Consider the following 23995-nt stretch of genomic DNA (forward strand, 5'->3'; position numbering starts at 1 on the left):
AAAGAGGTACTCAATTGAGTACCTCTTTTTCGGCATTTTTCTTTTTATTTCTAATCCATAGTAGATCTTCAGTTGCAATGACAAAAAAAACTGCCAAAACCCATGGCATCCATAAAATCAGTTCTAAATAGAGTCCATTAGAAATATCAATATTACTTAATGGAAGTATAACAATGAACAAAAAATATCCAACTGTACAATACAAATACACTTTAATCAAACGTACCCTTTTTAGCTTTATCATCAAGAGAATACTCATGCCAAATTGATATATCCCCAGAATAATGGCAATTACAAATATTATTGCTCCATAATAATCATTAGTTGGAAGTTGTAAAGCCGCAGAAAGTGCTATTAAGAGCATTATACTTTGAATATAAAAATGACATTCTTTGAAAGACTTCATATTAAGCTGGAACAATTTCATTTTTTGCTCTATTTCTTAATCTAAAGAATACAAAGAGGTTGAAGAAATGCATACCTCCCAGTATTAATATTATTGCACCTAGCTTGATACTAAGTTTTTCGATCACCAATTGAATCGATGTAATATCTCCCATGATTTGAAGTGTAAATACTGCATAGCCTACATTAATGAGATAAAAACCAACGATCAATAGTTTGTTTACACTATCTGCCAAAGGTTCATTTCCATGGAAAATGTCCACAAGAAATATTCTGCCATTATTAAATAAGGTTTTTGCTACCCAGACAGTAAGCAATACTGTTATTGGCAAATAAATTCCGTAAGTTAAAATTGTGTAGTTCATGATATTAAAATTTAATTATTATATATTCTATATTTTCAGAAATTATTGAAAATTATGTTTAAAAAAATATTACAGATTCATCAACAACTTTAAAAACCAATTTTGATCCGATTTAACAAACTTTTCGAGCACATTGTCAATTTTCGTTGAAAATTCTTTGAGTTCATTTGTTACCGACTTGAATTCCGAAATTTCATCACTTTTTCCATCAACTTTTTGAACATCTGATAAAACGCGGATTATTGGTTCAATCTCTCTCCTTCTCCTTTCTCTCGAAACCTGACGAGCTAATTCCCAAACATCTTTATCAGCAATAAAAAAATCTTTTCTCTCTCCTGCCTTATTCTGTTTTTGAACTATCCCCCAATCCATTAGCGCTCTGACATTCATATTGACATTACCTCTGGACATCTGCAATTCTTCCATTATCTCATCTGCAGTAATTGGTTCAGAAGAAATCAATAGCAGTGCGTGGATCTGAGCCATTGCTTTATTTATGCCCCAACTTGATCCGAGAGTTCCCCATGCCTGAATGAATTTTGATTTAGCTTCTTCGTATTGCATATCACGACAAACGTAAATCAATTTTCTAAAGTTTCAAAATTTATTGAAAATAATGAATATTTAATACAAAAAAAATTCAATGAGATTGCAACCTTCTCATTTCATCTACATCTATAAAAGAAATGAATTCGAATTTAACTGTCAATTTGATTTACATTTATGAATGTAATCAATGGCAATAAGTAACATGAAAAGCAAATCATATCAATTAGGAGAACTAGAAGAACTGGTACTCATGATTGTAGCTATTCTCAATGAAGAAGCCTACGGGGTAAAAGTGATGGATGAAATCCAAAGTCAAATCGGGAGAAAAGTAAACATCAGCGCTGTACATACTGTACTGGATCGTCTTGAAAAGAAAGACTTTGTCTCCTCGTACATGGGCGGAGCCAGTGCTGAACGTGGTGGCAGACGAAAGCGCCTCTTTCGAATTACAGCGGAAGGATCTAGAGCCATCGCTTATGTTCATCAAACCAGAAATGCGCTTTATGAACAGATTCCAAAAACAATTCTAGGATACGGATGAAAAAGTATTCTCCTCCAAAATGGGCACTGAGTTTTCTTCGATTTTTCTACAAGGAAAGGTATGTAGAGCAGATCGAGGGCGACCTATTCGAGATCTTCTTAAGAGATGGATCTACTCGAAAGGCTAAACGCCAATTTGGGTGGAATACGATTCGATTTTTCAGGTTACGATACTTAAAAGGAATAGATGATTACGAACAATTAACCACACTTGCCATGATCAAAAACTACTTAAAAGTTGCAATAAGGACACTAATCAAACAAAAGAGTTATACCGCGATAAATATTTCGGGTTTGGCTGTTGCCATTGCTTCTACCCTACTTATCTCAATGTACATTCTACATGAAAGGAGCTACGATAATTTCTATCCAGATATCGAAAGAATGTACCGTGTTGCAAATGGAGATAACGGGAGATGGACTCCAACATTGCTCGCACAAACAATTCAAGCTGAGATTCCTCAGGTAGAAGCAGCAACCAAGGTCAACGGACTAATGGAATCCTTTCTAGAAGCCGGGAATCAAGGGATCTTACAAGATGGAGGACTCTGGGTTGATGAAAATTTCTTAAGTGTATTTGATATCGAATTACTAAAAGGCAGTAAGGAATATGCTCTTTCGGAACCTGACCACATGATACTTACCGAGACCATTGCAGCAAAGTTTTTTCCCGATAAGGAAGCTATGAATGAGATAATAGAAATTGATGGTGACCCATTCAAAGTAGTTGGAATTGTATCAGACCCTCCTAAAAACACGCATATCCCCTACAAATACATCGCATCAAACCCTGTAGATCCTGAGCAGAAATATTACTGGAGTGGTAATAACACTTTCACTTATGCAAAGCTTAAACCCACTGCAAGAAGAGGCGATGTATCTATAATGCTAGCCGATCTCTATGAAAAGAAGGTGGGTCCTGATTATATCGCCTACACTGGACATGAATCTTTTGAAGCTTTAGTAAAGGAGTACCCTAATAGAAATTTTGCCTTTACCCTAATACCTGTGATTGATATTCATTTAAAGAAATCTCACTTCACTTTAGGAACACAGGGTGATGCTGAAAGTATTCTAATATTTAGTCTCATTGCTTTATTCATATTGATCATTGCATGCATTAATTACATTAATCTTTCAACGGCAAGGTCAGCAGTTCGGTCAAAAGAAGTAGGCATAAGAAAATCACTTGGGTCGCAAAAGAAGAACATCATCTTACAGTTTATTACTGAATCGACATTAATAACATTTATATCAGTAATCTTGGCCGGACTACTGGCAGTTCTCTCAATAAAACTCTTCAATCAGCTTACCCAGAGGGCATTCGATGTTGTGGATTTGATCACACCAGGAAACATTCTGGTATTAATTGTCTTATTGGTATTTGTTGGTCCATTGGCTGGAAGCTATCCAGCCTATGTAATGTCCAGATTCAACCCGATTGACGCTCTTAAAGGTGGGATAACTAAAAGCGGCAAAGCTACTCTTAGGAATATATTAGTTGCTTTTCAATTCGCCACTTCTGTATTTCTTATCACTGTTACCCTTGTGATCTATCTACAGGTAGAATATCTAAAATCACAAGATATCGGCATTGATATTAACAATACACTTGTCGTGAACAATGGTATCCAATTGGAAAGTAAATATGATGTTTTAAAAGGGCAGCTCGAACAAATACCTTCGGTAGAATTGGTAAGCAAAGCAAGTCACGTCCCGTTTTATGGATTCCCCGATTATGGATACAAGGTGCCTGATGGAAGTAAGTCATTCAGTCCAAACAATGCATTCCTGGCACCGGGTGTTGAGAAAATGCTCAACATGGAATTACTTGATGGTCGATTCTTCAGAAAGGATTTCATCCCAGATACTGCTTCAATTATTGTAAATGAAGCACTAGTAAAAGAGCTTGGATGGGAAGATGCTGTCGGCAGAAAATTGCGACGAGACAACATTGACTATACAATCATTGGCTTAGTTAAAGATTTCAATTTCGCATCGTTAAAACGAGAGGTTGAACCTTTAATAATTCGATACGGATGGGATGCTTATGAAATTGGTATTTATCATCAAAGATTCATACTAGTTCAATTCTCTAGCAAAAATCTCAGAAAGGTATATGAGGAAGTAGAAGAGCAGTGGTCTCAAATTTCCGGAGGCTATCCATTCGAAGCGCGCTTCTTAGATGAAACTTTCCAACTTCAATTCGAAGCCGAGCGGCGTTTTGGAATGATCTTCACTACCTTCTCCGGTATGGCCATCTTTATCGCTTTGCTAGGGCTATTTGCGCTGACTACTTTCATTCTTCAAAAACGCTTTAAAGAAATTGCAGTTAGAAAAGTCATGGGAGCATCTGTCCCTTCCCTAATTCGAATGATCATTAAAGACTTTACGAAGTTGGTCCTGGCAGGAAGTATTCTTGGTATTGGAGGATCATTTTACTGGCTAGATGATTGGCTTCAAGAATATTCTACAAGGATTGAACTGTCTTGGTACCTATTGACCATTCCAATCGCTATCATATTGATTATAACATGGATAGTTGTAAGTACTAAATCCTATAAAGCTGCAGTAGCCAACCCTTCTAAGGCTCTGAAAGATGAATGATTAAACTAAACTTATCAATTTTCGTATTTGTAGTAAATGTATTTATTCTACATTTACGAAAATTGATAAAATGAAAGGCACACATCTTGGTGAATTTGAAGAATTGGTCCTTCTAATAATTGGGGTCCTCTACCCCAATGCATATGGACTGGCTATCAAGCAGGAGATAGCTAATCAAACCAAAAGGTCACCAGCAATCGGTGCAATACACTCAGCACTCAGCAGATTAGAAGAAAAAGGATTCTTAAAATCTCACCTCGCAGATGCAACTCATGAGCGCGGTGGAAGGCGCAAAAAGCTGTATGAAATAACAGCGAGCGGTAAGCAAGCTATCGAGTACAATCGTTCTTTGAGAAATACCCTTTGGAATCAAATACCGGCGCTGGCTTGGAAGAATCTATGAACAGACAAAAGCCAACATTCGAGCCTCCTAAATTGGCAGATCGGTTTCTAGAGTTCTTCTGTAAGGAAGAATGGGTAGAACCTATTAGAGGAGATCTGTTTGAACAATATCAGATTGATCGTGAGAGTTTAAGCCGATTCAAATCAAACAGAAGGTACTGGAGCAACACCTTCAACTTCATTAGACCATTCGCCTTGAAACGGAACATCATCATCCTAAATCAAATTGCTATGCTGAGAAATATCCTTAAAACATTCTCCCGTCAGCTTGTCAGAAAACCATTACACCATTTCATTAACATTTTCGGCCTTTCATTTGGCCTAGTGGTTGTCTTCTTGGCCATATTTTGGATTGACTACCACAACAGTTTCGATAAGACTCATGAGAAAAATGATCGAATCTACAAGGCTTTCACAAACAGCTTTAGTAGTGGTGAGACTCAAACTACACCTGGAGTCATTTTAGAAGTATCCAATCAGATAGAGGAAAGTATTGCTGGCGTAGAGTATCTAACTAAGGTTATCTCAAATTGGAGATGGCCATCTGAACAATGCTTTAAAATTGATGAAGAAAAATCATGCATTTATAGCAAGGGGATCTACGCAGACAGTTCTTTCTTCAAAATATTTGATTTTGAAATTATCGAAGGTCCTTCCAATCCTTTAAAACAACCAATGAGTATTGCACTTTCGGAATCACTGGCAAAGAAGTTATACGGTGATACCAATCCAATTGGGAAGGACTATCTCATGGATAATTTTCATAAGGTTACTGTTTCTGCAATTTTTAGGGACCTCCCTCCCAACTCATCCATTCAATTTGAATTTATCGCTCCACTCGATCTTGCATATCGCTTATGGGGTGTTTCTGAAGAAAACATTCAGCAATTTTCATTTATCACTTACATGTTATTGAGGAATGACGACAAAAGTGCTGTAGAAGGTCAGATCAACTCCATGTCAATCCTGGAAAAGCATGATAATGAAGGAATTATTCTTCATCCTCTGAAAAAACTTCATTTATACGACAGTTTTAAAGATGGGGAAGCATCTGGAGGACTGATTTCGTATGTGCGAATTATCGGCTTATTTGCCATTTTTATCTTGGCTATGTCGATGGTTAACTTCATTAATTTAACCACTGCGCAATCATCCCTTAGAGGAAAAGAAATTGGAGTTAGAAAGGTCAACGGCGCTAGCAGATCATCGCTGCATTTTCAATTCTTTGCAGAGACATTCATTAAAGTGATTATAGCTTCCATGATTGCTTTGGCTTTAGCATATACATTCCTTCCATCATTAAATCAGCTCACTGGAGATCAAATCCAATTCATTCTGAGTGTTGATTTCATCGTACAATTGGCAGCGATCATTGTGATCACAACTTTACTTTCAGGAATATACCCTGCATTACTTCTTGCTAGGTTCAATCCGATTCGGGTATTAAAAAATCTACCATTCAATAGCGGTGGTAAAAAGAATGTCAGAAGATGGTTAACCATTGCTCAAATAAGTATTTCAGGAGTAATTGTACTGGTTACGAGTGTCTTCTATATGCAATTAAACTACCTACAAACGCTGAATACCGGGTATGATAGAAAAGGCATACTAGAAATGGAGCCCACATTTAATCATATTAGGAATTATCAAGCTTTCGCGGATAGACTAAAAGAAAATCCCCTTGTGGACGATATAGGTGTCACAAATTCCAACATGATTGCTGCTACCTATGCATCAGATGCCGTATCCTGGCCAGGAAAAAATCAAGATGAAAAGATTCAATTCAAGCCGATTGGAGCAAATAATGGTCTGCTCGATGTATTTGAATTGGAAATTATTGATGGTTTACAATTCAACGAACAAGACTCTGCACTACAAGTAGTTTTAACTGAAAGTGCAGTTTCGCGAATGGGGCTAGAAGAGCCCGTTGGTCAACGTATCACTCTTTTTGGCGATAGATATAAAGTGATGGGTATCATTAAGGATTTCAATACAGAATCATTACACGAATCGATAATACCGACCATTCTCTATCAAATAAGACCTCAAAATGCTGGTACGATGTATATCAGGTACGATGAGAATAAAACTGCAGAATCTCTGGATTTCATTGAAGATCAATACGACAAGTTTGAACCGTTCTTCAACATGAAGTCTAAAATATTGGATGAAGAATATGCAAGACTTTACGAACAAGAAAAGGTCATTAGCAGCCTATCCATATTTGCAATGTTCATAGCAGTTATTATAGCTACAATTGGAATATTAGGGCTATCTACTTTCAATACGATTAAAAGATACAGGGAAATAGGTCTTCGTAAAATATTTGGAGCTTCTGGTTCACAGATCATTCAAACACTATCCAGAGAGTTTATATGGATTGCAGTAATTGCAAACTTGATATCCTGGCCTTTAGGTTTTTGGATCATGGATTTTTGGCTATCAGGTTTTGCGTATCGCATTAATATTCCATATCAAATTTTCCCAATCAATTTGATAATTACTGCACTAGTCATCCTATTGCTAGTTACTATTCAGTCATTAAAAGTGGTTCGACTTAACCCAACAGAAGTGATTAGAAATGAGTAATTAGGTTGTCAGCAAGGCAACCGCCTATCATATTTTATTGCATCTAGCCGAGAAACATCTCAAAGATGTCAATGAGGGTTCGTAAATTCAGGTTCTTCTAAACCTAAGTATTATGAAAAAAATCCTCACCTTATGCCTATGTTTAGGTATGACAGCCATGGCTTGGGGCCAACCTCAAGTTGTAGATGCAGAAAGGTTTGATTTCGAATCCAACCTTCCTAAAGATGAATCAATTACGTCACCAAAAGAACATTTGGGATATGAACTTGGCGAAAGTTTTACCGGATACGCACACATTGTTTCTTATTATAAACAATTAGCAAAAGAATCCCCAAGAGTGATCTATAATGAGTATGGGAAAACCTACGAAGATCGACCCCTCATAAATCTTGTCATCTCCTCCGAAGAGAACATCCAAAACATAGATCAAATTCAAGAGACTCATCTGAAGCTATTAAATGCCTCTTCCTCGGAAGCACAATCCATTCTCGAAGATCAACCAGTTTTCACTTCATTTTCATACAATATTCATGGTAATGAAGCTTCCACTGCCGAATCTGCAATGCAAGCAGCTTATAGAATGGCGGCAGCAACAGATGATGAAACAGCGGAAATATTAAAAAATTCTGTAATCATAATGTTTGTTTGTATCAATCCGGATGGTAGAGACAGGTACGTATATTGGTACAAATCGATGAAAAGAATCAAGCGTCCCGGAGTAGAGCCAAAAGACATAGAACACTTTGAAGGTTGGCCGGGAGGAAGAACTAATCATTATTGGTTTGACCTTAACAGAGATTGGATTTGGGGCGTGCATCCTGAATCAAGAGGACAAACCGCAGAGTATCAAAAGTGGATGCCACAATCACATGTTGATTACCACGAGCAAGGCTACAACTCCAACTATTTCACAATGCCTGGAACTACACCAAGGAATAAGCTACTTCCTGATTCATACGAAGCTTGGTCAAAGGTATTCGGTGATGCCAATGTTGCCCAATTTGACAAACATCAAATCAATTACTTCACAAGAGAAGCTTTTGATTTTTTTTATCCCGGTTATGGATCTAGTTGGCCAAGCACAATGGGAGCAATTGGAATGTTAACAGAGCAAGGAGGGCATTCAGCTGGTGGACGTATTGTAGAAACTAATGATGGCTATCATTTAACACTACGTCAACGAATTTTTGACCATTATACTACTTCAATAGCAACAATAAAAGCATCTGCGGAAAACAGAAAAGAGCTATTAAAATATAGTTATGAAGCATGGAAACCATCAAATAGCAAATCAAAAACAAAAGCCTACTTCTTCTCAAATGAGATGTATTCATCCGAAGTAGTGAATGTACTTAAAAGGAATGGTGTTAAAGTGTATCAAGCTGATAATAACTTTCAAGTAGGCAGCGCCAAAGACTACAGAACGGGTAAAACAACTAAAAAAACGTTACCAAAAGGCACATACATAGTGCCTGCCAATCAGCCACGTGCGCTCTTCATAAATAGTATCATGGAGCGTAATATGACCATCGAAGATTCTGTCATGTATGACATGTCAACTTGGTCAGCTCCTATAGCTTATAACTTAGAAGCATGGTCAACTGAAGGATCATTTTCAGTAAACATGACAGAAATTGAAGACCTTATTATTTCTAAGGGCGAAGTAATAAATAGCAGTGCAGGATACGCATACGTTATTGACTGGTCTCAACGAGATGCACCTAAAGCATTGGCTAAACTTTGGGCCAAGAAATACAATGTAAGGTCTGCCGAAGAACCATTTAGTGATGCGACCATGAATTTTTCATCTGGTTCTCTAGTAATATTAAAAGGTAGAAATAGAGAAAAGGCAACAGAAATCGATTCTGATATTAAGGCGATAGCAAAAGAAGCTGGAGTGAAAATCGTTGGCTTTAATTCCGGAAGAATGCAAACTGGAGCTGATTTAGCTAGCTCAAGTAATCGTCCTATAAAACAGCCACGAATAGCGATAATGGTCGACCCTCCTTTTAGCTCCTATACCAGTGGGCAAATCTATTTCCTATTCGATTGGATCACAGAATTGCCTATTGAGCGGATAAGAACTACTGCACTAGAACAAACAAGCCTCCCTAAGCAGGGCTTTAGATTTGGAGGTGCAGATTTAAATGATTACGATGTCTTGATTCTTCCAGGTGGTGGCAACACATTGAAGGCACTTTTCGGAGAAGATCAGCAAAAGCAACTTAAAGACTGGGTACAAAATGGAGGTACTATAATTGCCACTGAAAGTGCTGCCCCATTCTTCACTAAGGAAAACTCGAAGATTTTAGGAGTCGAAATGAAGGAATCACCAAAGGATAGCAGCGATCAGAGGAATTACTTAAAATATGCGGACCGCGAAGATTACTTTGGTAAACGTCGAGTTCCTGGTTCCGCAATGAATTCGACAATTGATACAACTAACCCGTTAGCTTTTGGTCTCAAATCAAAACTTTACTCATTGAGGTTTGGCAACAATGTTTTGAAACCTTCTGATAAATTTCAAACAGTTGGATACTACGAAAAAGATCCAACAAAACTACTTGTCGCTGGATATGCTTCAAATGAGAACTTGAATCACATAGCAGGTCAGGCTTTTGCAGGAGTCGCACCATTAGGGCAAGGTAAAATCGTGTATTTAATAGATAATACGCAGTACAGAATGTTTTGGCTCGGTCCATCACGTATGATGCAAAATGCTACCATGATTCTACCTGGATTCTAAAGTGAGCGTTTCTAACGCGAATATTGAAATCTATCAGCTAACTAAGGATGACCTTCAACTTTTCGTGAAGGTCATCCAACTTTTTGCAGATGTTTTTGAAATGGAAAATTTCAAAATACCATCATCATCACATCTTAGCAATCTTCTTTCCAAAGATGATTTTATGGTATTCTGTGCGAAAGATGGAGAATCTGTTATTGGAGGTCTTACAGCCTATACTTTGATGCAATATTATTCCGTAAAACCGCTCGCTTATATCTACGATTTAGCAGTCGACACATCTTATCAAAGAAAAGGTATTGGAAAGAAATTGATCGCATCATTTAACTCATACTGTATGGGAAAAGGCTATGAAGAAGTCTTCGTACAAGCAGATAAAACCGATGATAATGCGCTTGATTTTTATCGTAAAACTCAACCTACTGAAGAAGAACATGTCTCTCATTTTTATTACCTTCTAAATCAATAAACTACCTAACCTAAATACCATGAAAAAAACACTATTTATTTTAATTGCCTGCTGTGCATGTATAGCCGTCGATGCTCAGAAGAAGAAAAAGAATGCTGAGCCTTCAGGATTGGATGCTTCACTTTATGAGGGAATGAAGTGGCGAAACATAGGCCCTACCAGAGGTGGACGCAGTGTCGCTTCATCTGGAGTAGTATCTGACCCTATGACATATTACATGGGGACAACAGGAGGTGGAATTTGGAAAACTGATGATGCCGGTATCACATGGAAAAATATTTCAGATGGTCAGCTAAAAACTGGCACAGTTGGCGCCATCGCTGTTTCGGAATCGGATCCAAATGTGATTTATGTAGGGATGGGAGAACATGCTGTTCGAGGTGTCATGACATCAAATGGAGATGGTGTATATAAAAGCACCGATGCAGGAAGGACTTGGAAGCACATAGGCCTTGATAAATCCATGCATATATCAGATGTGGTGATTCATCCTACAAATCCAGATATCGTTTATGTAGCAGTTCAAGGTGCGCTGTTCGGGCCTACTGCTGAAAGGGGTATTTATAAATCTTCCGACGGTGGGAATACTTGGAGCAAAGTACTATTTGTAGCAAATAACACAGGAGCCTCCTCCCTTTCGATGGATATGAACAATCCGCGTATCCTTTACGCTGCAATGTGGCAACATCAGCGCTATCCATGGACGGTTTCATCCGGAGGTCCCAACTCAGGACTCTATAAATCTGTAGACAGCGGCGAAAGTTGGGAAAAGATGGAAGAAGGTCTTCCTGAAGAGTTGGGTAAAGCTGGAATCTCAGTTTCCAGAGCCAATTCAAACCGAGTTTTTGCGATTGTCGAATCTGAAGGCTCCAAATCTGGACTTTATCGTTCGGATGATGCAGGTAAAAAATGGAGTCAGGTCAATAGTCAACGTGTACTTGTTACACGGTCTTGGTATTACATGGAAGTTTTTGCAGATCCTCAGGATGAAAACAAAGTATATGTGCTCAATGCACCTGCAATGAAGTCCATCGATGGAGGTAGGTCATTTCAAAATATGCCAACACCCCATGGCGATAACCATCATTTATGGATCAATCCGACCAACAATCTATTGATGATCAACTCAAATGATGGCGGAGGTAATGTTTCATTAAATGGTGGTAAATCATGGTCTACACAACAAAATCAAGCTACTGCACAATTCTATCGGGTGATCACTGATAACCAAGTTCCATACAATGTTTACGGTGGACAGCAGGACAATTCTGCAATTGCAGTACCAAGTAGGACAAATGGATTTGGTATAGGTTGGAAAGACTGGTATTCAGTTGCGGGTTGCGAAAGCGCCTATCTGGCATTCGATCCAGAAAATCCGGAGGTCATATATGGTGGCTGCTATCAAGGCATCATCGAACGTTGGGTAAAAGAGAGTAACGAAGGAAAGCAGATCATGCAGTACCCTGAGCAGCGCTTGAGTGGTATTCCTAAAGACTTCAAACACCGCTTCAACTGGAATGCTCCAATAATTGCCTCTTTATTTGATCCCAACACCATTTACCATGCAGGGAACATGGTTTTCAAAACCACCGATGGAGGACAAAATTGGTCAACTATATCTCCTGACTTGACACGAAACGACACCACTCAACAAGGTCCTGGAGGTGGGCCTTATACCAATGAGGCTGCTGGTGGAGAAAACTACAATACACTTATGTATTTGGTTGAATCACCACATGAAAGAGGTGTGTTGTGGGCAGGGTCTGACGATGGCTTGGTTCATATCACCAAAGATGATGGTAAGAATTGGACTAATGTTACTCCTAAAGGCCTCCAAGAAGGCATTATCAATTCCATAGAAGTTTCTCCTCATGATCCGGCTTCAGCATATATAGCTGTGATGAGATACAAATTCAACGATTTGACTCCTCTCGTTTATAAGACCAATGATTATGGTGTCAGCTGGACGAAAATCACGAATGGATTTGATGATCCAAATGGATTTGTTCGAGTGGTTAGAGAAGACCCTAAGGTGCGAGGACTTTTATATGCAGGAACAGAGACAGGTTTATACCTTTCAGATAATGACGGTGAGAGTTGGAGCAAATTCCAACTGAACCTACCCCTCGTTCCAATTAATGATTTAACTATCAGACAAAATGATCTTGTTGCTGCAACTGCCGGCAGGTCTTTCTGGATTTTGGATGACCTTAGCGCCATCCAACAAACAGCAGGTCAAGGTAAAATTTATGGTGGGCTTTATTCAAAAGAAAATCACTACAGAATATTGGGAGGCAGTGCTCCTTTAGATGCTGGAAGAAATCCTCAGACTGGCGTAACCTTTGACTATTTCCTTTCAGATGAACTCCCAGATAGCGTTGAGTTTAAAGTTGAAATTTTAGCAGAAGGAGAAGTTATCAGAACTTTTTCAAGTAAGAAAGATGAGAACTTCAAGACATGGCAAGGTGGACCTCCTGCTCCTACCCTACTTCCAGTTAAAAAAGGAATCAATCGTTTTACCTGGGACTTTAAAAGAGAAACACTACCTGCGGTTAATGGCGTCTTCGCATTTGGTGACTACAGAGGCTCAACTGTTAGTCCCGGAACCTATACGATTCAAATTCCTTTGGAAGACGATACATTAAGCATCTCTGTCAATATATTGGAAGTACCAGGCCAAGAATATTCAGATAGCCAGTGGAATGAGCAACAAAAAATGATGATGGATATTGAATCAATGATTCAAGAAATGCATGAAAGTGTAAATACAATGCGCTCGGCTAAATCACAATTAAAAGGATACCAAAAGCTCTTAAAAGGAAATGAGGAAGCTAAGGATCTTCTGGACACTGCCAAAGCATTGGTAAGCAAGATTGAAAAATGGGAAAACGAATTGATTCAACCTAAGCAAAAGACTTTTCAGGATGTAATCAACTTTGAAAACAAATTAAATACGCAGATGATGAGTTTGAAAAGTTTTATCGATGTGGCAGACCCACGTGTAACTGGTGGCGCAAAAGAACGATTTGAAGATCTTAGAAAAGAGTGGCAAACTTATGCAGAACGAAGAGCTCAATTGATTGATGCTGAGCTAAAAACATTTAATGAAATGTATAGAACGCTCGATTTGCCTGCGGTCATTTTAGAAGATTAGTGTTTGAGATCGACATAAATTATTGATGAGACTAAGTACTTATTTCGCAGTAGTAATAATTGGACTATTCTTTAGCTGCCAATCTTCAGGAGGTGATGAAGCCACAAAATCTACCGATATAGCATACTCGGAAGAAGCTGTGAAAGCTGAAATGATTCGTTCATGGGAGGCATACAAAACGTATGCTTGGGGTGATGACGTTCTTCTTCCACTATCTAAAACTGGGTTCAACTGGTATGAAGAATCTTTGGGCATCTCCCCTTTCGACGCTTACAGTACATTGGCTGTGATGGGTCTCGACGATTACGCTGCCGAAGTTGAAGCATACGCATTGTCTTTTGATTGGGATAAAGATGTTTATGTCCAAATTTTTGAAGTCAACATTCGAATTTTGGGAGGATTATTGGCAATCTATGATTTCTCAAAAAATCCAGAAGTTCTAGCAAAGGCTATTGACTTTGGGGATCGAATGCTCCCTGCTTTTGATTCACCCACTGGGATACCGTATCATTCGGTCAATCTGCGAACAGGTGCCACTGCCGGTAATAAAGGTGAAGGTGAAGGAAATGTAGTCAATACAGCCCAAGCTGCAACGTATCTGGTTGAGTTCGGCGTATTGAGCTATTATGCTAAGGATCCCAAATATTATCAAGCGGCGAAAAAAGCAAGTAAAGCCGTATTCGATCGTAAATCAGCTATTGGCCTTCCTGGGGATTATATCAATGTTGAAACTGGTGAATGGACCAACAACTGGTCCTACTTACAAGCAGGTGTAGACTCTTATTATGAATATATGTTTAAGAGTGCAGTTTTATTTCCAGACCCGGAGATTCTTGCGATGTGGGAATTCAGCTTAGCTAAGATCAATGAATACTACGCAGATGAATATAACGGAAAGCTATTTTATGCTTGTGTAGACATGCATACTGGAGAAAAAGTAAAACAATCGATGTCTTTGTACGACGCATTCTTCCCAGCAGTACAAGCATTGCATGGTGATCTTGAAAATGCAGAGAGAAACATGGCTACTTGGGATTGGTTATGGAATAAATATGGACTACTTCCAACACGCTACTTGTATGCTGATGATAGCATAGAATATGCGAATTCAGAGTTAAATCCAGAGATAGTAGAATCGGCATATTACTTACAACAGATCACCGGTAATGAAAAGTATACAGCTATGATCAGGCAGTATTGGCAAGACATGAATGAGTGCTGTAGGAATGAAACAGCATTCAATGCTGTTGAGGATGTTAGAACTAAAGAAGCAAAGGATTACTTAGCCACTTACTTTTACGCGGAGACACTTAAGTACTTTTATTTGGCAGCAGTTGATCAAGAGGTATTCAATTTTAATGACTACATATTCAATACAGAGGCTCACCCTTTTAAAAAGAGTCATTTCAACGCTGACAGTCTATCCACATATTTGGGAATCATCGATTAATGGAAACCGAGCGACTATATCTCAGACTAATAACCATCGATGACGCAGAATTTCTATGCAAGTTGATGAATACTAAAAAGTGGCATCAAATGATTGGAGACAGAAAGGTTTATACGGCTGAAGACGCTATCGCATATATGCATGAGCGTATGGATCCAGATCTATCTACAAAAGGCTTTGTCAATCATGTAATGGTACATAAGGATACAGGTGATCTTATCGGAACCTGTAGCTTGCACAATCGAGAAGGTGTAGATGGATTAGATATTGGTTACGCTTTGCTTTCTGAACATGAAGGACGTGGTTACGCTACGGAAGGAGCTAAGGCTATGGTTGAGTTAGCATTTGGCAAGTACCAAGTGGAATATGTAAGCGCTATCACTAACGATGATAACATCGGATCTTACAAGGTACTTGAGAAGCTTGGATTTCAGCACGCTGGATATGTTCGAATCCAAGACAGCGATGATGATATAAGACTATATGTTTTGAAGAAAAATTAGATTCTTGCATCCTTAACTTAAGAATCATGTCTTTAACTAAAGTATGAACCTAACAACAACATCATGAGAGCCCTTTCTTTAGTTGCACTCCAATTCCTTTTCTTCACATCGCTATGTCAAGAAGTAACAAAAGATCAAGTGATTGAAAGTCTAGAAGCTTTGAGGAAGGACATAAGAACTTACAATCCTGGACTTGATATATACAATCCAAATTTTGATGCTCGTTACGATGAGATACTTGCGGGTTTGGACAAAGACTCCTTCTCTCCTATTGAGCATTTTCGACTAGTTTCAGAATTATGCACGGCAAGCAATGAAGGTCACTTTGCTATGGGTAACTGGAAGGATACACCTCACAAGGGGTTTGTTGGTGAAACCTACAACTACCTCCCCTTAACCGTTGAAGTATTAAATAATAGCATCTACATATGGAATGATTATTCGAATGAAAATCTGCTTTCTAAGGGAGACAAAATTATCGCGATAAATGGGCAGTCATCTCAAGAGATTCTTGATCAATTAATGCGATATATTCATTCTGATGGCAACATTGTAGGGTACGTGCATCGCTCTATTAGCGCTGGGTTAAATTGGATGTATTACCTATATATTGATACGCCAAGTAGTTTTGAAATTACTTATCAAAGCATTGATTCTGGCGAGAACAAAAAGGTGACGATTGGTGCGCTTAAAAGAAGTGAAATCTTATCTAACTACGAAAAACGTGCTTCTAAGCAATCAACAGATCAGTCCAAAGAAAGTATCAGCGATGTTTATGAATTTGAGGTAACTGACAATTACGCATTATTAAAACTTAAGACCTTCAATCGTCAAAAGCTTGAAAAGTACGAGATAAAGTCTACCAAATTCTATCAGGAAATATTTGAAAAAATTCAAAGTTCTGATGTATCAACGCTCATCATCGACTTGCGAAATAATAATGGTGGAAAAAAAGAGTTCTCAAATGATATCGTACCCTATATCCTTAAAACTGACAATGGTCATCCTTACTTGAGAAAGAGCCTATCATGGCACGGCAAAGAGAAAACCTTCAAGTTTCCAAAAAAGAATAAAATTAGCTTTCAAGGCCAGGTTATAGGCATTGTTAATGCGGGAACCTATTCTTCTGCCGGTTCATTGGCGAGGTTCTTAAAAGAGTATGCCAATGCAATTTTCGTTGGTCAAGAAACAGCTACGAGATACGAAGGTTTTTCAGCAGGATCTAAGCAATACGTGGATGTCTTGCATTCTGATGTAAGCATCGGAATCCCCAGATATCTTTCAATTTTCCCTAAATCTGAAAAGCAAACAACCAACGATAGAGGGCTTATTCCAGACCACGTAATCGAATACCAATTCAACGATTTAGTTGACGAACAAGATCTAGAAATGGAGTTTGTTTTATCGGAACTTATAAAATAGTAGCTCTAAACACCTGATGCTTAGTGATTTCTCATTCATGATGAAACCGTAAGCTATTGCCCCGTCCTTTCTGTCCACTTATCATATAAATGCTCCAATTATCAATTTGATAAAATAAATTGATACCTAAGGTGTGCTTTGTGCATCCTATTATCGGAATAAAAACTCTATCCTATGAATCTACTTATTAAAAACCTTTCGAAAACTTACTCAAATGGCGTCCGCGCTCTAAACGATGTTTCCCTAGACATCCCAACCGGCATGTTCGGTCTATTGGGACCAAATGGTGCTGGAAAATCAAGCTTGATGAGAACAATCGCTACGCTTCAAGAACCCGATACAGGAAGCATCTCACTTGGTGACTTAGATGTACTCCGAGAAAAAGATGAAGTCAGAAAGATTTTAGGCTACCTACCTCAGGAATTTGGCGTTTATCCGAAAATAAATGCAGAGGTACTTTTAGATCACTTAGCAGTACTAAAAGGTATAGCTAACAATAAAGAGCGCAAAGAACTGGTAGAATCATTACTTCATAAAACCAACCTTTGGCAAGCAAGAAAAAAGAACCTAGGAGGCTACTCAGGCGGAATGAAACAGCGTTTCGGTATTGCCCAGGCATTGCTTTCAAACCCTAAGCTTATTATCGTTGATGAACCTACAGCAGGACTTGATCCAGCAGAACGGAATAGATTCTTAAATCTATTAAGTGAATTAGGTGAAAACACGGTTGTGATTCTGAGTACTCATATCGTAGATGATGTAAAAGAGCTTTGTACCAACATGGCCATCATCAATCAAGGCACCGTGCTTTATCAAGGGAGTCCTACTAACGCCTTGGATGATATCAAAGGCAAAGTGTGGAGAAAGAAAGTAGAAAAAGCAGAATTGGAGGAGTATAAAGAGAAATACACGCTTATTTCTGATAGACTCATTGCAGGCAAACCTGAAATTCACGTACTAGCGGATTCAAACCCTGACTCAACATTTGAGATCGTGGATGCAGACTTAGAAGATGTTTACTTCTCTCACATCCTTACCTCGCAAATCGAAGCTGTACCGGCATAATCTTCAACCTAAAAATTAAAATCATGTGGTTTAAAATATTAAAATTCGAACTCCAGTATAGGAAGAAGAGACCCGCTACATACGTCTACTTTGGGATACTTTTTCTCATGGCTGCATTAACCATGAGTACAGATATCATCCAAGTAGGTGGAGGATCAGGACTAGTGAAAGAAAACTCACCAACGACTATCGCCAATATGATGGCGATACTTTCAGGTATCATGATGATGATTACTTCTGCTATCATGGGTGTAGCTGTACTACGAGACTTTGAGCACAATACCGAGTCAATGCTTTTCACTACACCAATCACGAAGCTTGATTATTTGCTTGGACGATTTATTGGTTCATTCTTAGTAGTGCTATTTGTCTTTGGTGGTATGATGCTAGGATTTATGATAGGAGAATTTTTTAATCCTGATACGGATAAACTACTCCCATTCAATCCCTATTATTATCTCCAGCCATTTTTGACGATCGTTATTCCAAATTTATTCTTTTCAAGTGCGCTTTTCTTTATTACAGGTGCGCTTTCTAGAAAGATGGTGACAGTTTATGCACAGTGGATACTGCTTTTCGCTGTATATCAAGTAGCGATCATTCTCACAAGAGAAGTTGATAATAGAGCTATTGCAGCATTAATCGATCCATTCGCGATTCGGACCATCCAAAATAGCATTCAATATTGGACCGTAGCAGAACAAAACAGCATGGTTGTTCCATTCACAGGAGTAGTCATGTGGAATCGATTGATGTGGATGGGCGTAGGTTTACTCACTTTAATCATAGGATACTTCTCATTTAGCTTCAATGTGGTGAGAAAATCATGGTTCAAGAAAAAAGCTAGCAAACCAGAAGCTGCTTCGAAAACAGACATTGTCATACCTTCTGTGAATTTCAAATTCGGATTCAGCACATACTTGCTTCAACTTAGAAAGCAAACGTGGTTTTATTTCAAAACAGTAGTAGGAAGTATTCCATTTAGGGCGATTATCCTCTTTGGATTCTTTATTATGATAGTAAACTCCTTTTTCTTAGGAAGAGTATTTGGAACATATACATACCCAACTACCTACTTGATGGTAGAACTGATAACTGGTGCATTTGGGTTGTTCTTCTTAATCATACTGGTATTCTATTCCGGTGAGCTTGTTTGGCGAGAACGTGACGTAAAAATCAACTTGATTCAAGATGCATTACCGATGCCAGACTTTATTAGCTTAATCAGCAAATTCCTTGGTCTTCAATTAGTATTCGTAGTTCTCAACTTACTTCTAATCGGATCAGGAGTATTAATACAAGCATTTAAGGGGTATTATAAGTTTGATCTTCCGGTGTATTTCTATACCATGTTTACAGAAACAACCTCGTTTGTAGTGTTATTTTCATTCCTAGCATTCTTTGTTCAGGTAATGGTAAATAATAAATTTCTAGGGCATGCAGTAGTAATTGTTTTCTTTATCGCTACAGGAGTGCTTGATCTGTTAGGGTTCGAACACAGTCTATTCCAATTTGGAAGTGCAAGCCTGGGAACATATTCAGAAATGAATGGATATGGTCACTTTGTAACTAGCTTTTCATGGTTTGATGTTTACTGGATGGCCTTCAGTGTGTTCCTATTTGGAGTGGCTGTTGTGTTTGCTGTAAGAGGTTCAGAGGCCGCAATGAAGTGGAGATGGCATATCGGCAAGATGCGATTATCAAGACCAATGCTTACGCTGATCATAACCACGTTCTTAACTTTCGTAATGTCAGGTTGCTACATCTTTTATAACACCAACGTTGAGAATACCTATAGAAATTCTGATGAGCAAGAGGCTGTTCAAGCGGATTATGAACGTACATTGAAAAAGTACGAATTTATTCCTCAGCCCAAGGTAACTCGAATGAATGTAAAAGCAGAATTATATCCTTACGAGAGAGACTATAGCATGGAAGGTACATATACACTCAAGAATTTCGAGGACAAACCTATCCAAAGTGTGCATTTACAGCTCGGTTTGGACGAAGATCTCACGTATGAAACCGTAACTCTAAGCAAGGCTGCAACTATTTCTGAGAGCTATGATGAATATAGATACTATGTGCATCGATTGGAAGAACCATTACAACCAGGAGATTCTATTGAATTGGAATTTAAGTTCGTTTATAATACTGTAGGATTCAAAGAATCAGGATCCAACACGAGTATAGTATTCAATGGTACATTCCTAAATAACAGCAGCTTTCCAAGCTTGGGTTATAGTGCGGCAAATGAATTAGGAAGTGATGATGATAGAAAAGACAATGGTCTGGAACCGAAAGAACGAATGATGAAGCGAGATGACCCAGTAGGATTGACTCAGAATTTCATTAGCGATGATTCACATGGAATAGACTTTGAAATTGTAATTGGAACAACCAAAGATCAAATAGCCATTGCGCCAGGATACCTACAGAAAGAATGGGAAGAAAATGATCGAAGGTATTTCCATTATAAAATGGATCAAGAAATGATGCCATTTTTCAATATTGTATCCGCGAGATACACAAAAATTCAGGATCAAACATCCATTCCATTAAATGATTCTACAGATCGCGAAATCAGTTTGGAAATCTACTATCACGAAGGACATGAATATAATCTGGAAAGCATGATGAAAGGAATGAAAAATTCGTTCAAATACTTCTCAGAAAATTTCAGCCCATATCAGTTTCGCCAAATGAGGATCTTGGAATTTCCTAGATATGCATCGTTTGCCCAAGCTTTTGCCAATACTGTCCCATTCTCTGAGGCGATTGGATTCATGGTGAAAGTTGAAGAAGAGGATGATGTTGATGTTACATATTTTGTAACCGCCCATGAACTTGCTCACCAATGGTGGGGTCATCAACTGTTCCCGGCTGATGTACAAGGAAGTGGAACGCTGACCGAGGCACTAGCTCAGTATTCAGCATTGATGGTAATGAAGCATGAATATCCTCAGGAGCACATTAAAGAATTTTTGAAAGAAGAGCTAAACAGATATTTACAAGGTCGTACCACGGAGCAAAAGAAAGAGATGCCGTTATCCCTTGTCGAGAATCAAGCATACATATTCTATGGTAAAGGTGCCAACGTTATGTATGCACTGCAAGATTATATAGGCGAAGACAGTGTCAACATTGCGCTTAAAAGGTTTATTGAAGATTGGGGATATCAAACGATTGAGCGTAATGGCAGGTATGCTACTACACTTGATCTCATCAAGTACTTGCGAGAAGCTAGCCCTGATAGCATGCAAAGTGTAATCACTGACTTCTTCGATCGAATCATACTTTATGAAAACAAAATCGATGAGGCCACTTACACCAAGGTGTCAGATGACAAGTATACGGTTACGCTAGATCTTAATACCAAAAAGATGGAATCTGACAGCTTAGGCTTATCCACTCAAGTAGCCATTAGCGACTGGATAGATGTTGGTGTTTATACTACCGACGAAAATGGTGATGAGAAGCTGATTTACCTGGAGAAGCATAAGTTCACTGGAGAGGAGACCACTATTGAGTTAGAGGTTGATCAAAAACCTTCTTCTGCAGGTGTAGATCCTTTGAATAAACTCATTGACAGAAATCCAACAGACAATACCACTCGGGCGTCTGAGGCCTCATCCACATGAGGAAATGACCAGATTTAAAAAAGGCAGCTATTGATATGGCTGCCTTTTTTCTTTCGCCTCAAATTATGAGTAACTTGATAATACTTTAACCAACTTGAATCATGAATAAAACACTCACACTACTAGCCTTAGTCGTACTTCTGGGTTGTAATCCACCATCCAATGAGGTGCCTGAAGTGACTAAGTACACAATCAATCAGTTCTATGAAAATGCCAATATTGGTGGCGGGAGCTTTTCTCCAGACGAGTCTAAACTACTCGTAAATAGCAATGAAACTGGCATTTATAATGTCTATGAAATCGATCTTGCATCCGGTGAAAAGACTCAGATTACAAATTCCACTCAGGAATCGTATTTTGGTCAAGGCTACTTCCCGAATGACAACCGCATCATCTACTCTTTTGATGAAGGTGGAAACGAGAATTTCAAAGTCTTTATGATGACTACTGAAGGTCAGTCTAAAGACCTCACACCTGGAGACAGTGTTAGAAACGGCTTTTGGGGATGGAGCAGAGATGAAAAGAGCATGTACATCACTTCAAACAAAAGAGATCCTAGATTTATGGATATCTATGAGATGCAAGTATCATCAGTGGATGATGAAGCTCCAATTAGCGAGATTATTTACCAAAACAATGACGGACTGAATGTAGGCGCCATTTCTCCTAATGAGCGATTCTACGCACTGGTAGAAACGATCACAAGTGCTGATGGCAAGATGTATCTATTTGATCGCGAAACCAATGAAAAAATAGATATCTCAGAGCATGAAGGAGATGCAACATACAGCCCCCAGTTTTTTAGCCTGGATAATAAAACGCTTTACTACACAACCGATGAAGGCTCCGACTTTGTATATCTGGCAAAAAGGGATCTTGAATCTGGTGAAGTAACTAAAGAATTTGAAGCTAGCTGGGACGTTTGGTACGCGTACGATTCATGGAACGAGAAATATCGGGTAATTGGCATCAATCAAGATGCGAAAACCGAAGTGAAAATTATTGATCAGTCAAGTGGTGAGGAAGTAACCCTCCCAGCAATAGAGGGTGGAAGCATTTCTTCAGTAAATATTTCTAAAAGTGAAAAGCTGGCTAGACTTACAGTAAGTACCTCCGCCTCTCCTAGCAATATTTACTTATACAATTTCGAAACCGGTGAGCTAAAGAAATTGACTAATACACTTAATCCTGAGATAGATTCCAATGATTTGGTTGAAGGACAAGTTGTTAGATATGCTTCTTTTGATGGGCTGGAGATCCCTGCTATCTACTATCAGCCGAAACAAGCGACAGCAGACAATAAGGTTCCTGCACTAGTTTGGGTTCATGGTGGGCCTGGAGGGCAATCTAGATTGAGCTATTTCGCGTTAATCCAATACCTAGTGAATCATGGCTATGCGATCCTTGCTGTCAATAATCGTGGAAGTAGCGGGTATGGAAAAGAATTCAACCATTTAGATGATAAGAACCATGGAGATAAAGATCTTAAAGATTGTGTAGCTGGTAAAGATTTCTTAGCCTCAACAGGCGTAATTGACATGGAAAAAGTAGGGATTATCGGTGGCTCATATGGTGGCTATATGACTATGGCTGCTATGACTTTTGAACCAGAAGCGTTCGATGTAGGGGTGAATATTTTTGGCGTAACTAACTGGTTAAGAACATTGAAATCTATACCCCCATATTGGGAAAGTTTCAGAAAAGCACTCTATGATGAATTAGGAGATCCAACTACAGAAGACTCTGTTAGACTATATAATATCTCCCCACTTTTCCATACTCAAAATGTAACCAAACCTTTAATGGTATTGCAAGGAGCAAATGATGTGAGAGTTTTGCAGGTAGAATCTGACGAGATTGTGGCCGGAGTAAAAGCAAATGGTGTACCTGTTGAATATGTCATCTTCGAAGATGAAGGTCATGGGTTTCGCAAAAAAGAAAATGAGATTGAAGGGTATGGACAAATCAAGGTATTCCTGGATAAGTACCTAAAAGGTGAAGCGGAAACAGCAGAAGCTCCCGCTGGATCCTTATAATCATCCGCTAAAGAACATAAAAGGGTAGCAAGAAGCTACCCTTTTTTATTAT

General features: G+C 38.6%; 16 protein-coding genes. 13 read left to right on the forward strand and 3 right to left on the reverse strand.

Annotated features, from left to right (window positions below):
• Positions 1-10: 10 nt before the first annotated feature.
• From ACY650_RS01080 to ACY650_RS01090, 3 genes are all read right to left on the reverse strand, one after another.
• On the reverse strand, positions 11-364 hold the full coding sequence (locus ACY650_RS01080) for a hypothetical protein (RefSeq protein ID WP_462250870.1): 354 nt from the start codon (positions 362-364) through the stop codon (positions 11-13).
• Between the two features lie 43 nt (positions 365-407).
• Complete coding sequence (locus tag ACY650_RS01085; protein ID WP_462250871.1) at positions 408-770, reverse strand: hypothetical protein; 363 nt, start codon at positions 768-770, stop codon at positions 408-410.
• A gap of 69 nt (positions 771-839) precedes the next feature.
• Complete coding sequence (locus tag ACY650_RS01090) at positions 840-1334, reverse strand: GbsR/MarR family transcriptional regulator (RefSeq protein WP_462250873.1); 495 nt, start codon at positions 1332-1334, stop codon at positions 840-842.
• Between the two features lie 187 nt (positions 1335-1521).
• Between ACY650_RS01090 and ACY650_RS01095 the strand changes: the two genes are divergently transcribed.
• The 13 genes from ACY650_RS01095 to ACY650_RS01155 all read left to right on the forward strand — a co-directional run bounded on the left by ACY650_RS01095 (position 1522) and on the right by ACY650_RS01155 (position 23943).
• On the forward strand, positions 1522-1860 hold the full coding sequence (locus tag ACY650_RS01095) for a PadR family transcriptional regulator (protein ID WP_462250875.1): 339 nt from the start codon (positions 1522-1524) through the stop codon (positions 1858-1860).
• Positions 1857-4466, forward strand: coding sequence for an ABC transporter permease (locus ACY650_RS01100; protein WP_462250877.1), 2610 nt, complete (start codon positions 1857-1859; stop codon positions 4464-4466). The genes ACY650_RS01095 and ACY650_RS01100 overlap by 4 nt, the downstream gene beginning before the upstream one ends.
• A gap of 70 nt (positions 4467-4536) precedes the next feature.
• Complete coding sequence (locus ACY650_RS01105; protein ID WP_462250879.1) at positions 4537-4869, forward strand: PadR family transcriptional regulator; 333 nt, start codon at positions 4537-4539, stop codon at positions 4867-4869.
• Positions 4866-7457: an ABC transporter permease gene (locus ACY650_RS01110; RefSeq protein ID WP_462250881.1), complete on the forward strand. Its 2592-nt coding sequence runs from the start codon at positions 4866-4868 to the stop codon at positions 7455-7457. Before ACY650_RS01105 ends, ACY650_RS01110 begins: the two co-directional genes overlap by 4 nt.
• 112 nt (positions 7458-7569) lie before the next feature.
• A complete protein-coding gene (locus tag ACY650_RS01115; RefSeq protein ID WP_462250883.1) occupies positions 7570-10203 on the forward strand; it encodes a M14 family zinc carboxypeptidase in 2634 nt (877 codons plus the stop codon).
• 1 nt (position 10204) lies between these two features.
• Positions 10205-10672, forward strand: coding sequence for a GNAT family N-acetyltransferase (locus ACY650_RS01120; RefSeq protein ID WP_462250885.1), 468 nt, complete (start codon positions 10205-10207; stop codon positions 10670-10672).
• Between the two features lie 19 nt (positions 10673-10691).
• Positions 10692-13826 carry a VPS10 domain-containing protein gene (locus ACY650_RS01125; RefSeq protein WP_462250887.1) on the forward strand — a complete coding sequence of 1045 codons (3135 nt, stop codon included), beginning with the start codon at positions 10692-10694 and terminating at the stop codon, positions 13824-13826.
• Positions 13827-13851: 25 nt separating this feature from the next.
• The gene (locus ACY650_RS01130) at positions 13852-15276 is read left to right on the forward strand and encodes a glycoside hydrolase family 47 protein (protein WP_462250889.1); all 1425 of its coding nucleotides are present in this window, start codon (positions 13852-13854) and stop codon (positions 15274-15276) included.
• Positions 15276-15779, forward strand: a complete 504-nt coding sequence (locus tag ACY650_RS01135) for a GNAT family N-acetyltransferase (RefSeq protein WP_462250891.1) — start codon at positions 15276-15278, stop codon at positions 15777-15779. The genes ACY650_RS01130 and ACY650_RS01135 overlap by 1 nt, the downstream gene beginning before the upstream one ends.
• 63 nt (positions 15780-15842) lie before the next feature.
• Positions 15843-17201 carry a S41 family peptidase gene (locus ACY650_RS01140; protein ID WP_462250893.1) on the forward strand — a complete coding sequence of 453 codons (1359 nt, stop codon included), beginning with the start codon at positions 15843-15845 and terminating at the stop codon, positions 17199-17201.
• A gap of 174 nt (positions 17202-17375) precedes the next feature.
• The gene (locus tag ACY650_RS01145) at positions 17376-18266 is read left to right on the forward strand and encodes an ABC transporter ATP-binding protein (RefSeq protein WP_462250895.1); all 891 of its coding nucleotides are present in this window, start codon (positions 17376-17378) and stop codon (positions 18264-18266) included.
• A 23-nt stretch (positions 18267-18289) separates the two neighbouring features.
• The gene (locus tag ACY650_RS01150) at positions 18290-21907 is read left to right on the forward strand and encodes an ABC transporter permease/M1 family aminopeptidase (protein WP_462250897.1); all 3618 of its coding nucleotides are present in this window, start codon (positions 18290-18292) and stop codon (positions 21905-21907) included.
• 101 nt (positions 21908-22008) lie between these two features.
• Positions 22009-23943, forward strand: coding sequence for a S9 family peptidase (locus ACY650_RS01155; RefSeq protein WP_462250899.1), 1935 nt, complete (start codon positions 22009-22011; stop codon positions 23941-23943).
• Positions 23944-23995 lie beyond the last annotated feature (52 nt).

The organism is Ekhidna sp. (assembly GCF_963691765.1).
Classification (GTDB): domain Bacteria; phylum Bacteroidota; class Bacteroidia; order Cytophagales; family Cyclobacteriaceae; genus Ekhidna.